16 protein-coding genes and 1 pseudogene are annotated in these 21,871 nt (G+C 66.7%); 3 read left to right on the top strand and 14 right to left on the bottom strand.

The window, feature by feature from the left end; genetic code table 11:
- Positions 1–79 precede the first annotated feature (79 nt).
- The 6 genes from B9Y70_RS12180 to rplJ all read right to left on the bottom strand — a co-directional run bounded on the left by B9Y70_RS12180 (position 80) and on the right by rplJ (position 10,447).
- Positions 80–448 carry a hypothetical protein gene (locus B9Y70_RS12180; protein ID WP_085550528.1) on the bottom strand — a complete coding sequence of 123 codons (369 nt, stop codon included), beginning with the start codon at positions 446–448 and terminating at the stop codon, positions 80–82.
- A gap of 152 nt (positions 449–600) precedes the next feature.
- Complete coding sequence (locus tag B9Y70_RS12175) at positions 601–4,611, bottom strand: DNA-directed RNA polymerase subunit beta' (RefSeq protein WP_085550527.1); 4,011 nt, start codon at positions 4,609–4,611, stop codon at positions 601–603.
- A 59-nt stretch (positions 4,612–4,670) separates the two neighbouring features.
- Entirely contained in the window at positions 4,671–8,171 is a 3,501-nt protein-coding gene (gene rpoB, locus B9Y70_RS12170; RefSeq protein WP_205410452.1) for a DNA-directed RNA polymerase subunit beta, read from the bottom strand.
- 261 nt (positions 8,172–8,432) lie between these two features.
- The gene (pgfA, locus tag B9Y70_RS12165) at positions 8,433–9,377 is read right to left on the bottom strand and encodes a cell envelope lipid trafficking protein PgfA (RefSeq protein ID WP_085550525.1); all 945 of its coding nucleotides are present in this window, start codon (positions 9,375–9,377) and stop codon (positions 8,433–8,435) included.
- 92 nt (positions 9,378–9,469) lie between these two features.
- Positions 9,470–9,859: a 50S ribosomal protein L7/L12 gene (gene rplL / locus B9Y70_RS12160; protein WP_085550524.1), complete on the bottom strand. Its 390-nt coding sequence runs from the start codon at positions 9,857–9,859 to the stop codon at positions 9,470–9,472.
- A 72-nt stretch (positions 9,860–9,931) separates the two neighbouring features.
- The gene (gene rplJ, locus B9Y70_RS12155) at positions 9,932–10,447 is read right to left on the bottom strand and encodes a 50S ribosomal protein L10 (protein ID WP_085550523.1); all 516 of its coding nucleotides are present in this window, start codon (positions 10,445–10,447) and stop codon (positions 9,932–9,934) included.
- 294 nt (positions 10,448–10,741) lie between these two features.
- Here rplJ and B9Y70_RS12150 point away from each other — a divergent pair, with 294 nt between their 5' ends.
- Positions 10,742–11,062: a DUF6508 domain-containing protein gene (locus B9Y70_RS12150; protein ID WP_085550522.1), complete on the top strand. Its 321-nt coding sequence runs from the start codon at positions 10,742–10,744 to the stop codon at positions 11,060–11,062.
- Here B9Y70_RS12150 and B9Y70_RS12145 read toward each other — a convergent pair.
- The 4 genes and pseudogenes from B9Y70_RS12145 to B9Y70_RS12130 all read right to left on the bottom strand — a co-directional run bounded on the left by B9Y70_RS12145 (position 11,059) and on the right by B9Y70_RS12130 (position 14,627).
- Positions 11,059–11,655 carry an SIMPL domain-containing protein gene (locus tag B9Y70_RS12145; protein ID WP_085550521.1) on the bottom strand — a complete coding sequence of 199 codons (597 nt, stop codon included), beginning with the start codon at positions 11,653–11,655 and terminating at the stop codon, positions 11,059–11,061. The genes B9Y70_RS12150 and B9Y70_RS12145 overlap by 4 nt on opposite strands.
- Positions 11,652–12,221 (bottom strand): TetR/AcrR family transcriptional regulator, encoded by a 570-nt coding sequence (locus B9Y70_RS12140; protein WP_143337644.1) that lies wholly within the window; start codon positions 12,219–12,221, stop codon positions 11,652–11,654. The genes B9Y70_RS12145 and B9Y70_RS12140 overlap by 4 nt, the downstream gene beginning before the upstream one ends.
- Positions 12,222–12,225: 4 nt before the next feature.
- Positions 12,226–12,591, bottom strand: a pseudogene (locus tag B9Y70_RS12135) (ATP-binding cassette domain-containing protein); the annotation flags it as partial.
- An 86-nt stretch (positions 12,592–12,677) separates the two neighbouring features.
- On the bottom strand, positions 12,678–14,627 hold the full coding sequence (locus B9Y70_RS12130; RefSeq protein WP_085550519.1) for a heavy metal translocating P-type ATPase: 1,950 nt from the start codon (positions 14,625–14,627) through the stop codon (positions 12,678–12,680).
- 73 nt (positions 14,628–14,700) lie between these two features.
- Between B9Y70_RS12130 and B9Y70_RS12125 the strand changes: the two genes are divergently transcribed.
- Together B9Y70_RS12125 and B9Y70_RS12120 are read left to right on the top strand one after the other, a co-directional pair.
- Positions 14,701–16,353: an alpha,alpha-phosphotrehalase gene (locus B9Y70_RS12125; protein ID WP_085550518.1), complete on the top strand. Its 1,653-nt coding sequence runs from the start codon at positions 14,701–14,703 to the stop codon at positions 16,351–16,353.
- Positions 16,350–18,884, top strand: a complete 2,535-nt coding sequence (locus tag B9Y70_RS12120; RefSeq protein WP_240309258.1) for a PTS sugar transporter subunit IIABC — start codon at positions 16,350–16,352, stop codon at positions 18,882–18,884. The genes B9Y70_RS12125 and B9Y70_RS12120 overlap by 4 nt, the downstream gene beginning before the upstream one ends.
- A gap of 173 nt (positions 18,885–19,057) precedes the next feature.
- On the opposite strand, the gene rplA is transcribed toward B9Y70_RS12120, so the two are convergent.
- From rplA to secE, 4 genes are all read right to left on the bottom strand, one after another.
- Positions 19,058–19,765 (bottom strand): 50S ribosomal protein L1, encoded by a 708-nt coding sequence (rplA, locus tag B9Y70_RS12115; RefSeq protein WP_085550517.1) that lies wholly within the window; start codon positions 19,763–19,765, stop codon positions 19,058–19,060.
- 81 nt (positions 19,766–19,846) lie between these two features.
- Complete coding sequence (gene rplK, locus B9Y70_RS12110; protein WP_085550516.1) at positions 19,847–20,284, bottom strand: 50S ribosomal protein L11; 438 nt, start codon at positions 20,282–20,284, stop codon at positions 19,847–19,849.
- 198 nt (positions 20,285–20,482) lie between these two features.
- Complete coding sequence (gene nusG / locus B9Y70_RS12105) at positions 20,483–21,400, bottom strand: transcription termination/antitermination protein NusG (protein WP_085550515.1); 918 nt, start codon at positions 21,398–21,400, stop codon at positions 20,483–20,485.
- 129 nt (positions 21,401–21,529) lie between these two features.
- Entirely contained in the window at positions 21,530–21,853 is a 324-nt protein-coding gene (gene secE / locus B9Y70_RS12100) for a preprotein translocase subunit SecE (RefSeq protein WP_085550514.1), read from the bottom strand.
- Positions 21,854–21,871 lie beyond the last annotated feature (18 nt).

The following is a 21,871-nucleotide window of genomic DNA, read 5'->3' as shown; positions in this document are numbered from 1 at the left end:
AGGAGTTGATTCGAAAGGTACTGCGGTGGTCGCCCACATCTTCCATGGGGTCCTCACCGGCAGTTACAGATACACCACGCTAACGGACGTCACCGTACTCGCGCACCCGGGCGGCAGCCGCCCGGTCGATCTCCCCCACCGTGCCCCGCAGGCCACACAACTCGACACGTAGTTCCCACTCGGTGACTGCGGCACCCTTGAGCAGTTTGCGGGTGTGTTTTTCCACCACCCCCAACGCATCCAACGACAGCCCCTCGGCCGCCACCCTCGCGGCGGCCTGCAGTCGCTTGTGCCGGGTGGGGCCGAAGTACACCCCCGCCAACCGGTCCCACGCCCCCGCATCCCGGAAACCCAGTGCCTCGATGCGCGACGTCGACAGGCGACCGGAGGAAAGCTCCTCCAGCACCCGCATACCCCGCAGGGCCTGCAACGCCGCATCGATGTCCATGCCCCGGACGATAAACCGGAATCACAGGGGCGTCGACAAGCAACCAACCCGACCTGTGGACAACCCCCACCTATCCACAGAAACGGCGCCCCGCGCCGACCCCACCATTGACAAAACCCCCGATCAATGATCGGGGGTCAGGTCAGGCGGAACTACATCTGGAAGTCCTCGTCCAGCGGGACGGAGGCGCCGGTGAACTCGGCGTAGCCGTCGTCACCGTAGATGGAGTCACCGTAGGTCGGGATCGAGTAGGCCGCGTTGCGGGCCGCCTCGGTCGGCTTGACCTGGATGTTTCGGTAGCGGGAGATGCCGGTACCGGCCGGGATCAGCTTACCGATGATCACGTTCTCCTTGAGGCCGATGAGCTGGTCGGAGCGCTTATTGATCGCGGCGTCGGTCAGGACACGGGTGGTCTCCTGGAACGACGCGGCGGACAGCCAGGACTCCGTGGCCAGCGAGGCCTTGGTGATACCCATGATCTGGTCGCGCAGCTCAGCCGGCTGGCCACCCTCGGCGCGGACCGCGGCGTTGATGCGGCGGGCCTCGGTGAGGTCGACCAGGGTGCCCGGCAGGAACTCGGTGGAACCGGCGTCGATGACGGTACCGCGGCGCAGCATCTGGCGGATGATGATCTCGATGTGCTTGTCGTGGATGGCCACACCCTGGGTGCGGTACACGGCCTGCACCTCGTCGATCAGGTGCTTCTCGACGCCGCGACGACGCAGGACGCGCAGGACGTCATGAGGGTCGGCCGGGCCGCGGAGCAGGCGATCGCCGAGCTCGACGTGGTCACCGTCGCGCAGGGTGCGCTCGATGAACACCGACGGGTTGTTGTCCATCGGGACCTTGACCTGGGCGAGACCCTGTCGCTTGGACAGCTTCTCGTAGATCTTCTCCTCGTTGCCGTCGTCGGAGGTGAGGACGAGCTTGTAGAAGTTGCCGTCATCCTCGAGTGCGACGGTGCCCGAGAACTCCGCGATCGGGGAGGCGTTCTTCGGCACGCGGGCCTCGAACAGCTCCTGGACACGCGGCAGACCGCCGGTGATGTCGCCACCGACACCACCCTGGTGGAAGGTACGCATGGTCAGCTGGGTACCGGGCTCACCGATCGACTGGGCGGCGACGATGCCGACGGCCTCGCCGATGTCGACCAGCTGGCCGGAGGCCATGGACTTGCCGTAGCACTTCGCACAGACACCGGTCGGGGTCTGGCAGGTCAGCACGGAGCGGACCTTGACCTCGGCGATGCCCAGCTCGACTAGCCTGTCGACGGCCTCGTCGGTGAGGTCGGCGCCGGCCTCGAAGAGAACCTCACCGTTGCCGGAGGTGACCTCGGTGGCGAAGACGCGGCCGGAGACGGAGGTCTCGACCAGCGGGTGCTCAGAGTAACCGGTGACGTTGCCCTCGGCGTCCTTGACCTCGACGGCGACCGGGACGCGCACACCCTGGCGGGTGCCGCAGTCGTCCTCGCGGACGATGACGTCCTGGGCGACGTCGACGAGACGACGGGTGAGGTAACCGGAGTCGGCGGTACGCAGCGCGGTATCGGCCAGGCCCTTACGGGAACCGTGGGAGTTGTTGAAGTACTCCAGAACCGACAGGCCCTCACGGAAGGAGGTCTTGATCGGGCGGGTGATGTAGTCACCCTTGGAGTTCACGACCATGCCCTTCATGCCGGCCAGGGTCCAGATCTGACGCATGTTACCGGCGGCACCGGACTTCACGATCATCGGAATCGGGTTGTCGTCGGGGTAGAGATCCTCGACGGCCTTACCGACCTTGTTCGTGGCGTCCTGCCACAGCTCGACGAGACGGTCGTAGCGGTCGCGCTCACGCAGCGCACCCATGACCCAGAACTTGCGCTCGATCTCGCGTGCCTCGGCCTCGTAACGCTCGAGAATCTCCTCCTTGTTGGGGAGAACCAGAACGTCGGACATGGCGATGGTGACACCGGAACGGGTCGCCCAGTAGAAACCGGCGTCCTTCATCTTGTCCATGGTCTGGGACACGGTGATCATCGGGTACTTGGCGGCGAGATCGTTGATCACGTCACCGAGCATGATGAAGCCCGCGCCGCCGCCCTTACGGACCATGACGCCCTCGAGGTACGGGTAATTCCACGGCAGCAGCTCGTTGAACATGACGCGGCCCAGGGTGGTGTGGGCGGTCCAGACCTGGCCCTGCTCCCAACCGTCGGGGAACTGCTCGGCTTCGACGTCGGCCGGCGGACGCAGGTGGGAGATACGCACCTTGATCGGGGCCTGGAGACCCAGGACACCCAGATCGCGGGCCATGATGGCCTCGGCGAAGGACGAGTACACGCCCTGCTCCGGACCGTCGGAGTCGGCCGGACGGTAACCGCCCTGGCCGCCGATCTCGCCCTCCTTCTTGTCCATGGTGAGGAAGTACAGGCCGGTCACCATGTCGAGTCGCGGCATGGCCAGCGGCTTACCGGATGCCGGGGACAGGATGTTGTTGGAGGCGAGCATGAGCACGCGTGCCTCGGCCTGCGCCTCCGCGGACAGCGGCAGGTGCACGGCCATCTGGTCACCGTCGAAGTCGGCGTTGAAGGCCTCACAGGCCAGCGGGTGCAGCTGGATGGCCTTACCCTCGACGAGCTTCGGCTCGAACGCCTGGATACCCAGACGGTGCAGGGTCGGTGCACGGTTGAGCATGACCGGGTGCTCGGCGATGGCCTCCTCGAGCACGTCCCACACCTCGGGACGCTGACGCTCGACCATGCGCTTCGCGGACTTGATGTTCTGCGCGTAGTCGTTCTCCACGAGGCGCTTCATGACGAACGGCTTGAACAGCTCGAGTGCCATGAGCTTCGGCAGGCCGCACTCGTGCAGCTTGAGCTGCGGGCCGACGATGATGACGGAACGGCCGGAGTAGTCGACGCGCTTACCCAGCAGGTTCTGACGGAAGCGGCCCTGCTTGCCCTTGAGCAGGTCGGACAGGGACTTCAGCGGGCGGTTGCCCGGCCCGGTGACCGGACGGCCGCGACGACCGTTGTCGAAGAGGGCGTCGACGGACTCCTGCAGCATGCGCTTCTCGTTGTTCACGATGATCTCGGGCGCGCCGAGGTCGATCATGCGCTTGAGGCGGTTGTTGCGGTTGATGACGCGACGGTAGAGGTCGTTGAGGTCGGAGGTGGCGAAACGGCCACCGTCGAGCTGGACCATCGGACGCAGCTCCGGCGGGATCACCGGGATGCAGTCGAGGACCATGCCGGCCGGGTCGTTGCCGGAACGCTGGAACGCGGCGACGACCTTGAGGCGCTTGAGCGCACGCATCTTACGCTGGCCCTTGCCCTCGTTGATGATGGTGTGCAGCTCCTCGGCCTCGGCGTCGAGGTCGAAGTTGCGGATCAGGGTCTGGATCGCCTCGGCGCCCATGCCGCCGGTGAAGTACTCCTCGTAGCGGTCGAGGAGCTCCTCGTAGACGGTCTCGTCGATGATCATCTGCTTCGGAGCCAGCTTGACGAAGGTCTGCCAGATCTCCTCGAGACGGTCGATCTCACGCTCCGCGCGCTCGCGGATGTGCTGCATCTCCTTGTCGGCGGCGGTCTGCACCTTGCGGCGGGCGTCGGCCTTGGCGCCGGCGGCCTCGAGCTCGGCGAGGTCCTCCTCCAGCTTGGCGGCACGCTCGGCGATCTCGGACTCGGCGTCGGCCTCGACGTCCTTCTTCTCGAGGAGCATGTCGGCCTCGAGGGTGGACAGGTCGTTGTGGCGTGCCTCGTCGTCGACGGAGGTGATGATGTTCGCGGCGAAGTAGATGATCCGCTCGAGATCCTTCGGGGCGAGGTCGAGCAGGTAGCCCAGGCGGGACGGCACACCCTTGAAGTACCAGATGTGCGTGACCGGGGCGGCCAGCTCGATGTGGCCCATGCGCTCACGGCGGACCTTGGACTTGGTCACCTCGACGCCACAGCGCTCACAGATGATGCCCTTGTAGCGGACGCGCTTGTACTTGCCACAGGCGCACTCCCAGTCACGGGTGGGGCCGAAAATGCGCTCGCAGAAGAGACCGTCCTTCTCGGGCTTGAGGGTGCGGTAGTTGATGGTCTCCGGCTTCTTGACCTCGCCCTTGGACCAGCGGCGGATGTCGTCGGCAGTGGCCAGGCCGATGCGGAGCTCTTCGAAGAGGTTTACGTCGAACACGTAACTCCCTTTCCCCTCCCGGTGGGGAGGGATTGAATGGCGAATATCGGGTTAGAGGTTTAGGAGGCGTCGACGTCGGAGTGCTCGTCGCGGGACAGGTTGATGCCCAGCGAGGATCCTGCCGAGTCGAGGTCGTCGTCGTCGGAGCCGGACAGTTCCATCGGGGTGCCGTCGGCGGAGAGGACCTCCACGTTGAGGCACAGGGACTGCAGCTCCTTGAGGAGAACCTTGAAGGACTCCGGGATACCCGGGTCCGGGATGTTCTCGCCCTTGACGATGGCCTCGTAGACCTTGACACGGCCGACGACGTCATCGGACTTGATCGTCAGCAGCTCCTGCAGGGTGTAGGCGGCGCCGTACGCCTGCATCGCCCACACCTCCATCTCACCGAAGCGCTGGCCACCGAACTGGGCCTTACCGCCGAGCGGCTGCTGGGTGATCATGGAGTACGGGCCGGTGGAGCGGGCGTGGATCTTCTCGTCCACCAGGTGGTGGAGCTTGAGGAGGTACATGTAGCCCACGGAGACCGGGTACGGGAAGGGCTCGCCGGAACGACCGTCGAAAAGCACGGCCTTGCCGTCCTCGTTGACCATGACGTCGCCGTCGCGGTTCGGGCGGGAGTTGCGCAGCAGGCCGGCGAGCTCCTCGTTGGAGGCGCCGTCGAACACCGGGGTGGCGGTGAGCGAGCCGGCCGGGACGTCGTAGAGGTCCTCGGGCAGGGTCTGCAGCAGCTCGGCGTTGTCCGGGTCGGACGGGTCGACGGACCAGCCGGCGGCGGCGAGCCAGCCGAGGTGGATCTCCAGGACCTGGCCGATGTTCATACGACGCGGGACACCGTGGGTGTTGAGGATGATGTCCACCGGGGTGCCGTCCGGCATGAACGGCATGTCCTCGGGCGGCAGGATCTTGCCGACGACACCCTTGTTGCCGTGGCGGCCGGCGAGCTTGTCTCCGTCCTGGATCTTGCGCTTCTGGGCGACGTAGACGCGGATCATCTCGTTGACGCCCGGGGCCAGATCGTCGTCGTCCTCGCGGGCGAAGCGACGGACGCCGATGACCTTGCCGTTCTCACCGTGCGGCACCTTCATCGAGGTGTCGCGGACCTCGCGGGCCTTCTCACCGAAGATGGCGCGCAGGAGGCGCTCCTCCGGGGTCAGCTCGGTCTCGCCCTTCGGGGTGACCTTACCGACGAGGATGTCGCCGGCACGGACGTCGGCACCGATGCGGACGATGCCACGCTCGTCGAGGTCGCGCAGGACGTCCTCGGAGACGTTCGGGATCTCACGGGTGATCTCCTCGGCGCCCAGCTTGGTGTCGCGGGCGTCGATCTCGTGCTCCTCGATGTGGATCGAGGTGAGGATGTCCTCCTCGACGACGCGCTGGTTGAGGATGATCGCATCCTCGTAGTTGTGGCCCTCCCACGGCATGAACGCAACCAGCAGGTTGCGGCCGAGGGACATCTCACCGTTGTGGGTGCCCGGACCGTCGGCGATGACCTGGCCGGCCTCGACGCGGTCGCCGATGTTGACCAGCGGGGTCTGGTTGTAGCAGGTGCCCTGGTTGGTGCGCTCGAACTTACGCAGCAGGAAGGTGTCGCGGATGCCCTCGTCGTCCATGATGGTGATGAGGTCGGCGGAGACGTTCTCGACGACGCCGGCCTTCGGCGCGATGACCATGTCACCGGCGTCGTAGGCGGCACGCTTCTCCATGCCGGTGCCCACGAAGGGGGCCTCGGCGCGGACCAGCGGCACGGCCTGACGCTGCATGTTCGCACCCATGAGGGCACGGTTGGCGTCGTCGTGCTCGAGGAACGGAATCATGGCCGTCGCCACGGAGACCATCTGACGTGCGGAGACGTCGATGAAGTCGACGCCCTTGGCGTCACGGACACCGATGTCGCCGTCCTTGAGGCGGACCTCGACGCGGTCGGTGGTGATGTTGCCGTCGGCGTCGCGCTCGGTGGAGGCCTGGCCGATGGCGTAGCGGTCCTCCTCGTCGGCGGTGAGGTAGTGGACCTCGTCGGTGACCTGGCCGTCGACGACGCGCAGGTACGGGGTCTCGATGAAACCGAACGCGTTGACGCGGGCGTAGGAGGAGAGGGAGCCGATCAGACCGATGTTCGGGCCCTCAGGGGTCTCGATCGGGCACATGCGTCCGTAGTGGGACGGGTGCACGTCGCGGACCTCGATGCCGGCGCGCTCACGGGACAGACCACCCGGGCCGAGGGCGGACAGACGACGCTTGTGTGTCAGGCCCGACAGCGAGTTGTTCTGGTCCATGAACTGGGACAGCTGGGAGGTGCCGAAGAACTCGCGGATCGCGGCCGAGACCGGGCGGACGTTGATCAGCGAGGTCGGGGTGATCGACTCGGCGTCCTGGGTGGTCATGCGCTCACGCACGACGCGCTCCATGCGGGACAGGCCGACGCGGACCTGGTTCTGGATGAGCTCGCCGACGGTGCGCAGACGACGGTTGCCGAAGTGGTCGATGTCGTCGGTGTTGACCGGGATGACCTCGCCGGTCGGGGAGGTCATGGTGCGCTCGCCGGTGTGCAGGCGGACCAGGTACTCGAGGGTGGTGGCGATGTCCTCTTCGGTAAGGGTCATGAGACCCTCGTGGTCGCCGCCGAGGCCGAGCTTGCGGTTGACCTTGTAGCGGCCGACCTTGGCCAGGTCGTAGCGCTTCGGGCGGAAGAAGGCGTTGTCGAGCAGGGAACGCGCAAGGTCGCGGGTCGGCTGCTCGCCGGGGCGCTGCTTGCGGTAGATCTCCAGCAGAGCCTCGTCGACGTTGGCCACGCCGTCGGACTCGAGGGTGGACATCATGATCTCGGAGAAGCCGAAGCGCTCCTGGATCTGCTCGGTGGTCCAGCCGAGGGCCTTGAGCAGGACGGTGACCGGCTGGCGGCGCTTACGGTCGATGCGGACGCCGACGGTGTCGCGCTTGTCGACGTCGAACTCCAGCCACGCACCGCGGGACGGGATGACCTTGACGGAGTGCAGCGGGCGCTCCGTGGACTTGTCGATGGTCTGGTCGAAGTAGACGCCCGGGGAGCGGACCAGCTGGGAGACCACGACACGCTCGGTGCCGTTGACGATGAACGTGCCCTTGTCGGTCATCATCGGGAAGTCGCCGATGAAGACGGTCTGGGACTTGATCTCCTGGGTTTCGTTGTTGATGAACTCCGCCGTCACGTAGAGCGGGGCGGAGTAGTTGATGTCCTTGTCCTTGCACTCATCGACGGTGTACTTGACATCCTCGAATCGGGGGGCGGACAGGGACAGCGACATGTTCTCGGAGTAGTCCTGAATCGGGCTGAGCTCGTCGAGAATGTCCTCAAGACCACTGGTGACGCGGGCCTCCGGCCCACGCTCCTCCTGCTGGCGGGCGCGCCACTCGGGCGTACCGATCAGCCATGCAAAGGATTCACGCTGCAGGTCAAGGAGACCCGGGACCTCGATCGGCTCCTCGTTCTTGGAGAACGAGTAGCGCTTCGGGGTTCCAGGGATATCGGCCACTGACTTGGTCTGGCGGGAGACTGCCAAGATGGGTCCTTCCAGCACCTCACGCGGTACGGTGGCACCTGAGCCACCGAATCCGCTGGTAGATTTAGCATTCGGTCTGCTGTGGAATGGCCGTCTCCAGATAGCGCAAAATCACCTTGTCAAGTCGACTTTTCCGAGTCGTTTAAACAAGGTTTCATGGCAGACCAGAGACGAATTCCAGCGCAACGAAGTAGCCTATATCAAGATCGTCCCTTTGGCAACCCCGGTGCTGGATGGGGTGAGCGCTGGATTCAGGCCGGGACTCTACCACGACTTCGCTTATCGACGCCGCCCGAACGCGCCGAACGCACCCGCCAGACCGAGGACGGCCAGCAGCCCGCCCAGGCCGACGACGACCCAGCGGATGGTGTCGGCCGTGCCGGGGTCGCGGATGTCGGCGGCGTCGGCGAGGTGGGCGTCGATCTGGTCCTGGGACATGCGTCCCTCGAAGAGAAGGATCTGCTCCCGCTTCTCCCCCTCCGGGGTGGCGTAGTATGAGTCGACGTCCTCGCGGATCTCCACGACGAGGCCGGAGAGCTCGTCGACGAGCAGGTCGCGGGTGGCGGAGTAGAACCAGTGGCCCGGCTCCCCCTCGGCGAACTCGATGGTGTGGAAGGGGGAGTCGTAGAGCTCGGCGAGGTTGGTGGGCTCGATCTCCTGACGGTAGCGGTGGACGGTACGGCCGTTCATCTCGAGTTCCTCGGCGAACTCGGCCGGCCGTGTCTCCCGCAGCTTCGGGTCGAACACCTCGTAGGTGCCCTGCTCCGCCCCGGTGGGGAACTTCAGCCAGTGCCCGTCGATCTCGACGGTGCTCACCGGGCTGGCCAGCTGGTCGGTGAGGGTGGCCGGGGTGGTGAACTCGCCGGTGCGGCGGTCGACGCCGAAGCTCCACACCTCCGCGGCGATGAGGCGGTCGAGGTCCTCCTGCTGACTGTCGCGCATGAGGGTCTCGCCGACGCGGAGGGTGGCGGTGTCCTCGTCCGCCGGGTTCTGGATCTCCATGTGCAGCTGGTGCGTCACGGGGGACGTGAGGATCCGGCCGCCCGGGTCGGTCATGAGGCGGGTCTCCGCCTCGGCGTCGACGAGCGAATAGGTGGTGGCCCCCAGATCGAGCGGGAGCCGGGCGTCCTCGGGGAGGAAACGGGGTGCGACCAGTCCCGCCACCAGCAGGGCGACCCCGACGCCGAGCAGGAGGAAGGAGAGCAGGCGGGACGTAGGCAGCATGAGGCAGAGTTTACCCGCCGCCCCCGGAAACGGGACAACCCCGCCCAGGTCCACACGGGACCCGGGCGGGGTTGTGAGCGTGAAGGCTCCTCTTACTTGAGGGAGACCTTGGCGCCGGCCTCCTCGAGCTTGGTCTTGGCAGCCTCGGCGTCCTCCTTGTTGGCACCCTCGAGGATGGCCTTCGGGGCACCCTCGACGAGCTCCTTGGCCTCCTTGAGGCCCAGGCCGGAGACGAGCTCGCGGACAGCCTTGATCACGCCGATCTTCTTGGCGCCGGCATCCTCGAGGACGACGTCGAACTCGTCCTTCTCCTCGGCAGCGGCAGCGCCGGCGTCGCCGGCGGCACCTGCAGCGGCAACGGCGACCGGAGCAGCAGCAGTGACCTCGAAGACCTCCTCGAACTCCTTGACGAACTCGGAGAGCTCGATCAGGGTCATCTCCTTGAAGGCCTCAATGAGCTCGTCCTTGGTGAGCTTAGCCATGGTGGCTTCCTTTCTTTGTGAGCCCGCAGGCTCGTAAGTGTTTGGGGGTGTGTGGTTGCGCCGTACGGCGACTTACGCGTCCTTCTTCTCCTGGAGCGCAGCAGCGAGGCGTGCGACCTGGGAAGCGGGGGCGTTGAACAGGCCTGCGGCCTTTGCCAGATTGCCCTTCATGGCACCGGCCAGCTTCGCGAGAGTGGTCTCGCGGTTGTCCAGCTCGGCGATGGCCTTGACCTGGTCGGCAGACAGAGCGTTGCCGTCCATGTAGCCACCCTTGACGATGAACGCCTTGTTGTCCTCGGCGAACTTCTTCATCGCCTTGGCGGCGTCGACTGCCTCGCCCTTGATGAAGGCGACGGCGGTCGGGCCGGTGAGGTGCTCGTCAAGACCCTCGATACCCTGTTCCTGGGCAGCGATCTTGATAAGGGTGTTCTTGGCGACGGAGTACTGGACATCGAAGCCGAGAGCGGTACGCAGCTCAGAGATCTGCGCAACGGTCAGGCCGCGGTACTCGGTGAGAACGACGGAGGATGCCTCCTTGAACTTTGCCTTGAGCTCTGCGAGCTCGGCGGTGTTCTTCGCGTTTGCCATTACTTCGCCTCCTTCCAATTACGTGTCGTGTTGATCCGCCGGAGCTCTGATCTGAAACGAAAAGAGCCCCGTGCAAGAGCACAGGGCGCACAACTCCTCGGAAGGAGTGGCTCGAAAGTGTCTCCTGCGTGGGCCGCCCCATTCATGGGGACCTTCGATCCTCGGGGGAGGATGACCGACGGTCTTCGGTGAAACTTGAGCACGGTTCCCCCAACAGGGAGCCGATTCAAACTTCGGTGGATGATGTTAGCGCGCACCCTCCCGCAACTCCAAATCCCGTGGGAGACTGGGCGCATGATGCGTGATGACCTCGCCTCGCTTGTCGACGATCTGCGCCGGCACGACGGCCCCTGGGAGGAACCGGCCGCCCGCGCCCGGGTCTTCCTGGAGGAGCACGGTCCCGGCCCCACCGACTGGCCCACCTGGGAGACCGGCGCAGAGCTCTACGCCGCGCTCACTCCCGAGCGGGTGTCCACCCTCGACCGGGAGACGACGCTCCTGCTGTTGTCGGGCCTGGCCCGCGAGGAGGAGCACCGGACGGGCGCCTGGGTGGCGATGTTCGAGTCCGGCCGGGGCACCTGGCTCTTCGAACGGTGGCTGGAACTGAGCCGCTAGGCGATCCCGAACTCGACGGTCACCGACTCACTCAGTTCCAGGAGCTGGGGTTCCATGGTCATGTCCAGGGAACGGGGCGGGCGTTGACCGTCGGCGGCCATCATGCGCGGCTCGTGCACTCCCCTGTGGTCCTGCCCGCTGTGGATCGCCCGGACCGGCCCGAGCGTGCCGCCCAGTGCGCCGATCATCACCTCCGCTTCCCGACGTGCGACGCGCACCGCCTCCGCCAGCAGACCCTCACGGGCGGCCTGCCGCGCGACCGCCGACAGGCGCCAGTCGGGGCCGGTGACCTCGACGGACGGGACGGCCGCGAGGCGGGACAGGATCTCCTGCAGCCCCGCGTAGGTACCGGTGGCCACGAGTTCGCACTCCCAGATGGCGTGGGTGACATCGTCCCACGTGTTCTCCCGGACGTGCTCCGCCCGAACCTCGACGGTGGTGTCCGCGATGACCCCGAGGGCCACGTCGCGGGCCTCCCGCCGGGTCCGGTAGGCCCGTCCGGGGTCGGCGTCGCGCCCGGAGGCCTGCACCCGCAGGACCGCGGTGTCGGCGGGGAACTCCCCGGCGGCGGTGCCGGTGCAGCGGATGCTCACGGGACCATCAGCCCCCGGGCCATGCGCTGCAGCATGCCGAGTACGCGGCCTCGGTCGACGCCGTCGCGGGTGATCATCTCGGCACCGCGGTGGACGGCGGCGTCGAGAAGCGGGACCGCATCCGAGGGCAGGTCGGCGATGGCGGCGCGCAGGGCGCCGGCCATCAGTTCGTGCGACTCCACGACGCGTTCGTCGGTGAAGGCCTCCGGGTGCTGCTGGGCGGCGGCCATGAGCGGGCCGTGGGTGCCGTCGACGAAGAAGTCGAGGGTGTGCTCGAGGTACGTGTCGACGCGGGCCCCCGGATCGGCGCCGGCGGCGTCGATCGCCTCAGAGACGCGGGCGGTCCACGCGGGGATGGTCTCCAGCAGCAGCTGGATGACCAGGTCGACGCGCGAGGAGGCGTAGGCGTAGACGCTGGAGCGGGCGAGGCCGACCTGTGCGGCGACCTCCCCGAGGGAGGGGACCTGGCCGCCGGACTCCTCGATGAGGCGGCCGGCGGCGTCGAGGACCGCGCGGTGCTGGGCGGCGCGGTGCTCCTCGACGGTGTCCCGGGTGATCTTCGGCATGCCTCTAGCCTAGGCGTCCGTCCACCATGTCCAGCACACGGTCGCAGTGTTCGAGAACCCCGAGTCCATGGGTGACCATGACGCCGGCAACGCCGTACTCGTGGCATACGCGGGCCAACAGGCTGACGATCTCCTGCGCGCGCTGCCGGTCGAGGGCGGCGGTCGGCTCGTCGACGAGCAGCAGCTGCGGGTCGCCGACCAGGGCGCGGGCGATGCCGATGCGCTGGCGCTCGCCACCGGACAGCGACGCGGGGCGGTGCCCGGCGCGGTGGGACATGCCGACGGCGTCGAGAAGCTGGGCGTTGGTGCGGCGGCCCTGGCGGCAGGTGATGCGGGCGGCGAACTCGAGCTGGTCGCGGGCCTTGAGGGCAGGAGTGTGGGTGACAGGCGTCGACACTTGCCGACACCATGTCAGGATGTTGCCGACACAGTGTCGGCCACACCCAATCCGCAGGCCTACCTGTCGTCGAAATCACTCAACGGGCCGCGCACCACCGCCACGCGCGCCGCGTTGAGCACCGCCAGGACGTCGATGACCTCCTGCGCGATGGCACCCATGAGCGGGGTGAGCAGACCGAACACCGCCAGGACCATGCCGAGGATGCTCAGCGTCATGCCGCCGATGACCGACTGCAGCGCGATCCGTCGCATGCGGGCGCCGATGTGGAGCAGGTCGTCGAGACGCTCGAGGGAGGAGTCAAGGATGACGGCGTCGGCCGCCTCGGAGGTGACGTCGGAGTCCGCGCCCATGGCGACACCCACGGTCGCCACCGCCATCGCGGGGGCGTCGTTGATGCCGTCGCCGAGGAACATGGTCGGGCCCCGCTGGTTGTGCTTCTCGACGATCGCCAGCTTCCCCTCCGGACTGACCCCCGCGTGCACCTCCTCGATGCCGACCTTGTCCGCCAGGTAGCGGACCTCGGACTCACGGTCACCGGAGATGATCATGAGCTTGTCGACGTCGTGGTGGTGCGGCAGGTGCGCGATGAACTCGTTCGCGGAGGCACGCGGCTCGTCACGCAGGCGGATCATGGCTGCGTAGGCGTCGTCGACGAGCACGATGGACTCCATGCCGGAACTGGTGAGCGGGATGAGCTCGCGGCTGGCGGGGTCGATCTCGTGGGCGGTGCGACGGTTGGTGATGCGGATGTGCCGGCCGCCGACCATGCCGGTCAGGCCCTGGCCGGGGCGTTCGGAGACCTCGGTGACGTCGGGAAGCTCCAGTCCGCGCTGCTCGGCGCCGGTGCGGATGGCCTCGGCGAGCGGGTGGCGCGAGTAGCGCTCGACGGAGGCCGCCAGGGCGAGGACCTCGTCCTCGGTGAAGCCGGGGCCGGTGTCGATGTCGGTGATGACGGGGCGGCCGTAGGTGAGCGTGCCGGTCTTGTCGAACATGACCGTCTTCACCTTCGACGCGTTCTCGAGCATGCCCGGGTTCTTCACGATGATGCCGCGGCGCGCCGCCAGCGAGATCGCGCCGATGATGGCCACCGGCACGCCGATGAGCAGCGGGCACGGGGTGGCCACGACGACGACGGCGAGGAAACGCACCGGGTCGCCCGAGATCGCCCAGCCCAGCGCGCCGAGGGTGAGCGCGATGACCGTGTACCAGGCACCGAGCCGGTCGGCGAGACGCCGGATGGCGGGCCGATTCTCCTCGGCTTCCCGCAGCACGCCGACGATCTGCGCGTAGCGCGAGTCCTGCGCCGGGCGGGTGGCGACGATAGTGAGTGGGTTGTCGCCGTTGACCGCACCCGACATGACCTGGGAGCCCTTCGACTTGCTCACCACGTAGGGCTCGCCGGTGAGGTAGGACTCGTCCATCGCGCCGTGCCCGTCGACCACCTCGCCGTCGACCGGACACAGCTCGTGCGGGAGCACCGCGATGAGATCCCCGGCCACGATGTCGGCGACGGCGACCTCGTCGGTGCCGTCGAGAATGTGTCCGCCCCGCAGGCGGTGCGCCGTGGTCGGCGCGCGACGGGCGAGGGCGTCGAGGGTGCCGGACGCGCGTTTCGACGCCGCCTCCTCCAGCGCCTCACCGCCGGAGAGCATGAGCACGATGATCGCGGCGACCAGCCACTCCCCCAGCAGCACGGCGGTGATGATGGACACGGCGGCGAGGGTGTCCGCACCACCGCGCGTCTTGATCGCCGACTTGAGCACCTCCCACATGAGCGGGATACCGCCGCCGACGACGATGGCCACCAACGGCCAGTCCCGCGCCCAGCCCTCCAGCCCGAATCCGAACCAGAGGATGAGATGGAGAACGATCGCCGCGACGGTGGCGACGGTGATGAGCCCGTCCCGGGAGCGGATGAACAGCGCCCAGGGTTTCGGTGTGACTGATGGCGCGACTGCGGTTGTCATAACATCATTATGACTGAAGAAAATGCCGCTGACCAGCAAGTACAGGCTACCCTCAACTCATCAAGGATGTGTCTGAAATCACAGTGGGCCTCTTTTGGCTACGTTGGGAGGCATGGACGGACGCACCGTGATCTATCAGATCTACCCCAAGTCGTTCCAGGACTCGACCGGGGACGGCGTCGGCGACATCCGCGGCATCATCAACCGCATCCCGTACCTCGCCGAACTCGGCCCCGACATGATCTGGTTCAGCCCCTTCTTCGTCTCACCCCAACGCGACAACGGTTACGACGTCGCCGACTACCGCGCCATCGACCCCGTCATGGGCACCATGGCGGAGGTCGAGGAGATGATCGCCGGCCTCGCCGAGCACGACATCGGCGTGATGTTCGACATGGTCTTCAACCACACCTCCACCGAACACGAGTGGTTCCGGCGGGCCCTCGCCGGTGACCCCAGCTACCGCGACTACTACATCATCCGCCCCTCCGCCCCCGACGGCGGACCGCCGACCAACTGGGAGTCGAAGTTCGGCGGCAGCGCCTGGGCGCCCTTCGGCGACACCGGCGACTGGTACCTCCACCTCTTCGACATCACCCAGGCCGACCTCAACTGGCGCAACCCCGCGGTGCGCCGGGAGATGGCCGACATCGTCAACTTCTGGCTGGACAAGGGCGTGCGGGGCTTCCGCTTCGACGTCATCAACCTCATCGGCAAGAAGGAGGAGCTGCTCAGCTCCGAGGAGGGTGTCGACCCCCGCGTCATGTACACCGACGGCGAGGACGTCCACCCCTACCTGCAGGAACTGCGCCGCGAGTCCTTCGGCCGGGTCCCCGGGACCGTGACCGTGGGCGAGATGTCCTCGACGAGCATCGAACGCTGCGTCGCCTACTCCAACCCCGCCAACGGCGAGCTCGACATGGTGTTCAACTTCCACCACCTCAAGGTCGACTACCCCACCGCCGGCGAGAAGTGGGCGCTGAAACCCTACGACTCCGCCGACCTCAAGCGCGTGCTCAACGACTGGGCCGAGGGCATGCAGGAGGGCGGCGGCTGGAACGCCCTGTTCCTCAACAACCACGACCAGCCGCGCGCCGTCGGCCGCTTCGGCGACGCCGGGGACCTCCGCGTCGAGGCCGCGACCATGCTCGCCACCCTCACCCACGGCCAACGCGGCACGCCGTTCATCTACCAGGGCGAGGAGATCGGCATGACCGATCCCGAGTACACCTCCATCGACGACTACGTCGATGTCGAGGCGCACAACGCCTACCACTCGCTTCTCGACGCCGGCCTCGCCCCCGCCGAGGCCTTCGACATCGTCCATGCCCGCGCCCGCGACAACGGGCGCACCCCCGTCCAGTGGGACGACTCCCCCACCGCCGGTTTCACCACCGGCGTGCCCTGGCTCGCACCGACGAACCAGGACCGCATCAACGTCGCCGACGAGCTGGCCACCGGACGCATCTTCCGCCACTACCAGGACCTCATCGCCCTGCGCCGCACCCATCCGGCGATCGCCGAGGGCACCTACGAGGCGTGGGAGCGGGAACACCCCGCGGTCCACGCCTTCCTGCGGACCCACGACGACGAGGAGCTGCTGGTGGTGTGCAACCTCACCGCCAACCCGCAGGAGATCCCCCTGCCGGAAGGTGTCGCCGACGGCACGATCCTCAGCGACAACTACCCCGGGACATCCCTCACCCCTGACCTTCCCCTCCAGCCCTACCAGGCGCTGGTCATAGCTAAAGGAGCGCAGTCATGACAGCTGACAGCCCCGACACGGTCGTCGCCCCGGTGGCCGGCCGGATCATCGACATCACCGAGATCCCCGATCCGGTCTTCGCCGGCAAGTCCATGGGCGAGGGTTTCGGCATCCTCGACACCCCCGGCGGCGACGTCGTCGCCCCGGTGAGCGGCAAGGTCATGATGGTCGCGAAAACCGGTCACGCCGTCGGCATCACCACCGCATCCGGGCTGCAGTACCTCGTCCACCTCGGCATCGACACCGTCGAACTCGAGGGACGACCCTTCACCATCACGGTGTCCAAGGGCGACGAGGTCACCGCCGGCGAGAAGATCGGCACGATGGACAACGCCGTCATCGAGGAGGCCGGCAAGTCCACCGCCACCGTCGTCATCGTCACCAACACCAAGAAGAAACTCGACAGCCTCGACGTCGACTACGGCGACGCCGACCTCGGCCAGGAGGTGGCGCGGGCACACCCGAAGGTGGCCGCCGCGCCGAAGCCGGCCGCGGAGAACGCGCCGGATGCGGTCGTCGCCCCGGTGGCCGGCCGGATCATCGACATCACCGAGATCCCCGATCCGGTCTTCGCCGGCAAGTCCATGGGCGAGGGCTTCGGCATCCTCGACACCCCCGGCGGCGACGTCGTCGCCCCGGTGAGCGGCAAGGTCATGATGGTCGCGAAAACCGGTCACGCCGTCGGCATCACCACCGCATCCGGGCTGCAGTACCTCGTCCACCTCGGCATCGACACCGTCGAACTCGAGGGACGACCCTTCACCATCACGGTGTCCAAGGGCGACGAGGTCACCGCCGGCGAGAAGATCGGCACGATGGACAACGCCGTCATCGAGGAGGCCGGCAAGTCCACCGCCACCGTCGTCATCGTCACCAACACCAAGAAGAAACTCGACAGCCTCGACGTCGACTACGGCGACGCCGACCTCGGCCAGGAGGTGGCCCGCGGCACCGCCAAAGTGAAGGACCCGGCCCCGGCCGCCGCGGAAGCGGAGCCGTCGTCTGAGCCGTCGTCTGAGGTGGCGACGGTGGGCGACGGGGGCGTCGCCAAGCAACGCCCGGCGGAGCTGACCGGATTCGACGCCCTGGCCTGGGACATCATCGACAACATCGGCGGGGCGGAGAACGTCCGCTCCGTCACCCACTGCATCACCCGCGTGCGCTTCTACCTCAAGGACGAGGGCAAGGCCGACGACGCCGTGGTCGCTGACCTCGACGGCGTCATTGACGTGGTCAAGGCCGGCGGCCAGTACCAGGTGGTCATCGGGCCCGAGGTGGAGAACGTCTACAACGCCATCGAGGCGCAGCTCGGACCCACCGACGACGCCCCCGAGGACGTCCGCGAGAAGCCCACCACCGCAGTCGGCTGGGTGAAGTACGGGTTCTCGGAGCTCATCGGCGTCATCACCGGCTCGATGATCCCCATCATCGGCCTGCTGGCGGCCTCGGGCATCATCAAGGGAATCCTGTCCCTGCTGCTCACGTTCGACGTCATCACCGACGACTCCAACACCTTCCAGATCATCAACGCGATGTCCGACGCGGTGTTCTTCTTTCTGCCGATCTTCGTCGGCTTCACCGCCGCGAGACGTCTCGGCGCGGATCCCATCATCGTCGCCATCATCGGTGGTGTGCTCACCTATCCGACGCTGGTGGAGATGTCGAACAGCGGCGCCGACAGCAACATCCTCGGCATGCCGCTCAACTCCGACTTCTTCGGCATCCCCTTCCACATGGCCAGCTACAGCTACTCGATCTTCCCGATCATCGTCGCCGCCTGGGTGGCCTCCATCGTGGAACCGTGGCTGAAGAAGGTCATCCCCGCCATCCTCCGCATGATCTTCGTGCCGCTGCTCGAGGTCATCATCGTCTCCGTGGTCATCCTCATGGTGCTCGGCCCGGTGGTCATGTTCATCTCCACCGGCATCGCCACCACCATCCAGGCGCTCTACGACCTCTCCCCGACCATCTCCGGTGCGGTCATCGGTGCCTTCTACCAGTCGCTCGTCATCTTCGGCCTCCACTGGGCGGTCATCCCGCTGGTGGCGCAGGACATCGCCGCGTCCGGCAACTCCTACCTCAACGCGATCATCTCCTCGACCATGGTCGCCCAGGGTGGCGCGGTGCTCGCGGTGTTCATCAAGACGAAGCTGGAGAAGATCAAGTCCCTCTCCGGCCCGGCCGCCATCTCCGCCTTCTGCGGCATCACCGAGCCCGCCATGTACGGTGTCAACCTCAAGTACGGCCGCGTGTTCATCATGGCCTCCATCGGCGGTTTCGTCGGCGGCCTGCTCACCGGCCTGTTCAACGTCAACATGTGGGGCTTCACCGGCTCGCTCATCGGCTTCACGTCCTTCGTCAACCCGGATGGCCTGGACTTCAGCTTCTGGGGCTTCCTCATCGCCTCTGCCGCAGCCCTGGGTACCGCCTTCGTGCTCACCTGGTTCTTCGGCTTCAAGGACTCCGACGTCGAGGCCGAGCGCACCGTGAAGAAGGTCCGCCTCGGCCGCCGCGACCCGGTGGCGAAGTAGGCGACCGGGAGGACTCTGCAGAATCTGACCCGGACGTCGCGACGGCCGCCGCGTCGTCGCAGGTCACAGCTTTAATCACATCATTGGGGTGTCAGATTCTGCATCCCGCTCCGGACAGACGAACGCCCCGGCGCTCCACGAGGGAGCAACGGGGCGTCGATAAGCGACGGGGTTTAGGCCTCGCCGTAGTTCTTCTGAACGTGGGAGTCGACGGGGACGCCCGGGCCGTTCGTGGAAGAGAGGGTGATCTTCTTCAGGTAGATACCCTTGGAGGAGGCCGGCTTGATGCGCAGCAGCTCGTCCAGGAGAGCGCCGTAGTTCTCGGCCAGGGCCTTCTCGTCGAAGGAGGCCTTGCCGATGGCGGCGTGGAGGTTGGAGGCCTTGTCCACGCGGAAGGAGATCTTGCCGCCCTTGACGTCGGTGACAGCCTTGGCGACGTCGGTGGTGACGGTACCGGTCTTCGGGTTCGGCATGAGACCACGCGGGCCCAGGACGCGGGCGACGCGGCCGACCTTGGCCATCTGATCCGGGGTGGCGATGGCGACGTCGAAGTCGATGGTGCCGGCGTTGATCTGCTCGATCAGCTCGTCGGTACCGACGATGTCGGCGCCAGCCTGCTCAGCCTCGGTGGCCTTCTCGCCGGCGGCGAAGACGGCGACGCGGACGGTCTTACCGGTGCCGTGCGGCAGGGAGACGGTGCCACGAACCAGCTGGTCGGCCTTACGCGGGTCGACGCCCAGGCGCAGGGCGACGTCCACGGTGGCGTCGTAGTTCTTGGAGGAGGTCTCCTTGACGAGCTTGGCGGCCTCGAGCGGGGAGTAGACGCGGGACTTGTCGATCTTCTCGGCGCCGGCCTTGTAGGCCTTGGAGTTCTTGCTCATTGATGCAATTCCTTACGGGATTGTGTGGTCAGCGGGCCGGAGCTGGCCCTGCCACGGAAGTGATGTGTGGAAGGTGAGGGATTAACCCTCGACCTCGATGCCCATGGAGCGGGCGGTACCGGCGATGATCTTGGCGGCGGCCTCGATGTCGCGGGCGTTGAGGTCCTTCTGCTTGGTCTCGGCGATCTCCTTGACCTGGGCCATGGTGACCTTGCCCACCTTCTGGGTGTGCGGGACGCCGGAGCCCTTCTGCAGACCAGCGGCCTTGAGCAGCAGCTTGGCGGCCGGCGGGGTCTTCAGGATGAAGTCGAAGCTGCGGTCCTCGTAGACGGTGATCTCAACCGGGATCACGTTGCCACGCTGGGACTCGGTGGCGGCGTTGTAGGCCTTGCAGAACTCCATGATGTTGACACCATGGGCACCGAGGGCCGGGCCGACCGGGGGAGCCGGGTTAGCGGCGCCAGCCTCGATCTGCAGCTTGATCAGACCGGTGACCTTCTTCTTCTTCTTGGGAGCCATCGAATTACCTCGTTCCTGGGTACCGGTGGGCCGCCACGATGATGACGGCCACCGTCCGGATGCCGGGCCCCGCTACCAGCCGCAACTGGGTCTCCGCGTATCCCGGCCACCGGGGATGAATGCTTGAATGCGCACGTGGGTACACGCGCGAGGGTCAAGCCTACGGCACGAGGTGGGCCGTACCCAAATCCCGGGTGACTAGCTGATCTTCTCGATCTGATCGGCGGTCAGCTCCACCGGGGTCTCGCGGCCGAAGATGGACACGAGCGCCTGGATCTTGCCGGTGACCGGGTCGATCTCGGAGATGGTCGCGGACACGGACGCCAGCGCACCGGTGAGGATGGTGACGGCCTCGCCGACCTCGAAGTCGATCGCGACGGTCGGCTTCGCCTGCTCCTCCGGCATGGCGACGACCTTCTCGCCATCCGGGGTCACTGCGGCGGCCTCGCCCTCGACGGAGGCCTCCTTCGGCATGAGGAACTTCGCGACGTCGCGGTGCTTGACCACCGTGGCATTGCCCTCGTTGCCGACGAAGCTGGTGACACCCGGGGTGTCACGGACCACGGACCACGCCTTGTCGTTCATCTCCATGCGGACCAGGACGTAACCCGGCAGCAGCTTGCGCTTGACCAGCTTGCGCTTGCCGTCCTTGATCTCGATGACCTGCTCGATCGGCACCACGACGTCGTAGATGTACTCCTCGACCTCGAGGGTCTGGGCACGCATGTCGAGGTTGGTCTTCACCTTGTTCTCGTAACCCGAGTAGCACTGGATGATGTACCAGTCGCCCGGCAGCTTCTTCAGCTCCGAGACGTAACGACGCAGGCGGCGACGGTACTCCGCCTCCGAGTCCTCCTCCGAGGTGTCACCGAGAGCGGCGGCCGCGGCAGCCAGCTCGTCGCGCTCCTCCGGCTCCTCGGCCGGCTCGTCGTCGACCTGCGCCTCGGACTCCTCTGCCGGCTCAACGATGTCCTCGTCGGTGGTCGGGGCGACGGCCGGCTCGGTGGCGAGGGTCTCGTCGACGTTGGAGGCGTCGTCGCCGAGGATCTGCTCGGCGGCGCTGACGTCGGTGTCCTCGTTCTCGAAGGTCTCGAGGTTGGTGTTCTCGTCGTTCATGGTGATGCTCCAGACGTGTGGGTTACGTGGTGGGCCTTTCCGGCCAGCTTACCGTCCGGTGCCCAATGAATAATCCCGCCGACCCTGGGCGGGTCCGGCGGGAAAAGAAGCTGATGGGAAAGACTGTACCTAAGGAGTGAGAACCTTCTCAACTCCGAGGCCCACGATGAAGTCCACTCCCGACACCAGAGCGGTGACGATGATGAGGAACGCGAAGACCACCAGCGTGTAGATGACCATCTGGCGGGCGGTCGGCCAGATGACCTTGCGCATCTCGGACACGACCTCCGGGATGAAGCTGGCGACGCCGCCGCCCGGCTTCTCATCCTCCGGGGCGGTCTTGGCGACGCGCTTCGCCTCGTACGAGGAGGTCGACGTGGTGCCGACACCGGTCAGCTGACGCTTACCCGTCGGACGGGCCACACCGGGCTGGTTGGGCTGTTGATCGGTCACAGCTCTCCTCGCGAAAAG

It is taken from the genome of Corynebacterium pollutisoli, assembly GCF_900177745.1.
GTDB classification, from domain to species: domain Bacteria; phylum Actinomycetota; class Actinomycetes; order Mycobacteriales; family Mycobacteriaceae; genus Corynebacterium; species Corynebacterium pollutisoli.
This window is presented reverse-complemented; position numbering and strand designations above follow the sequence as displayed.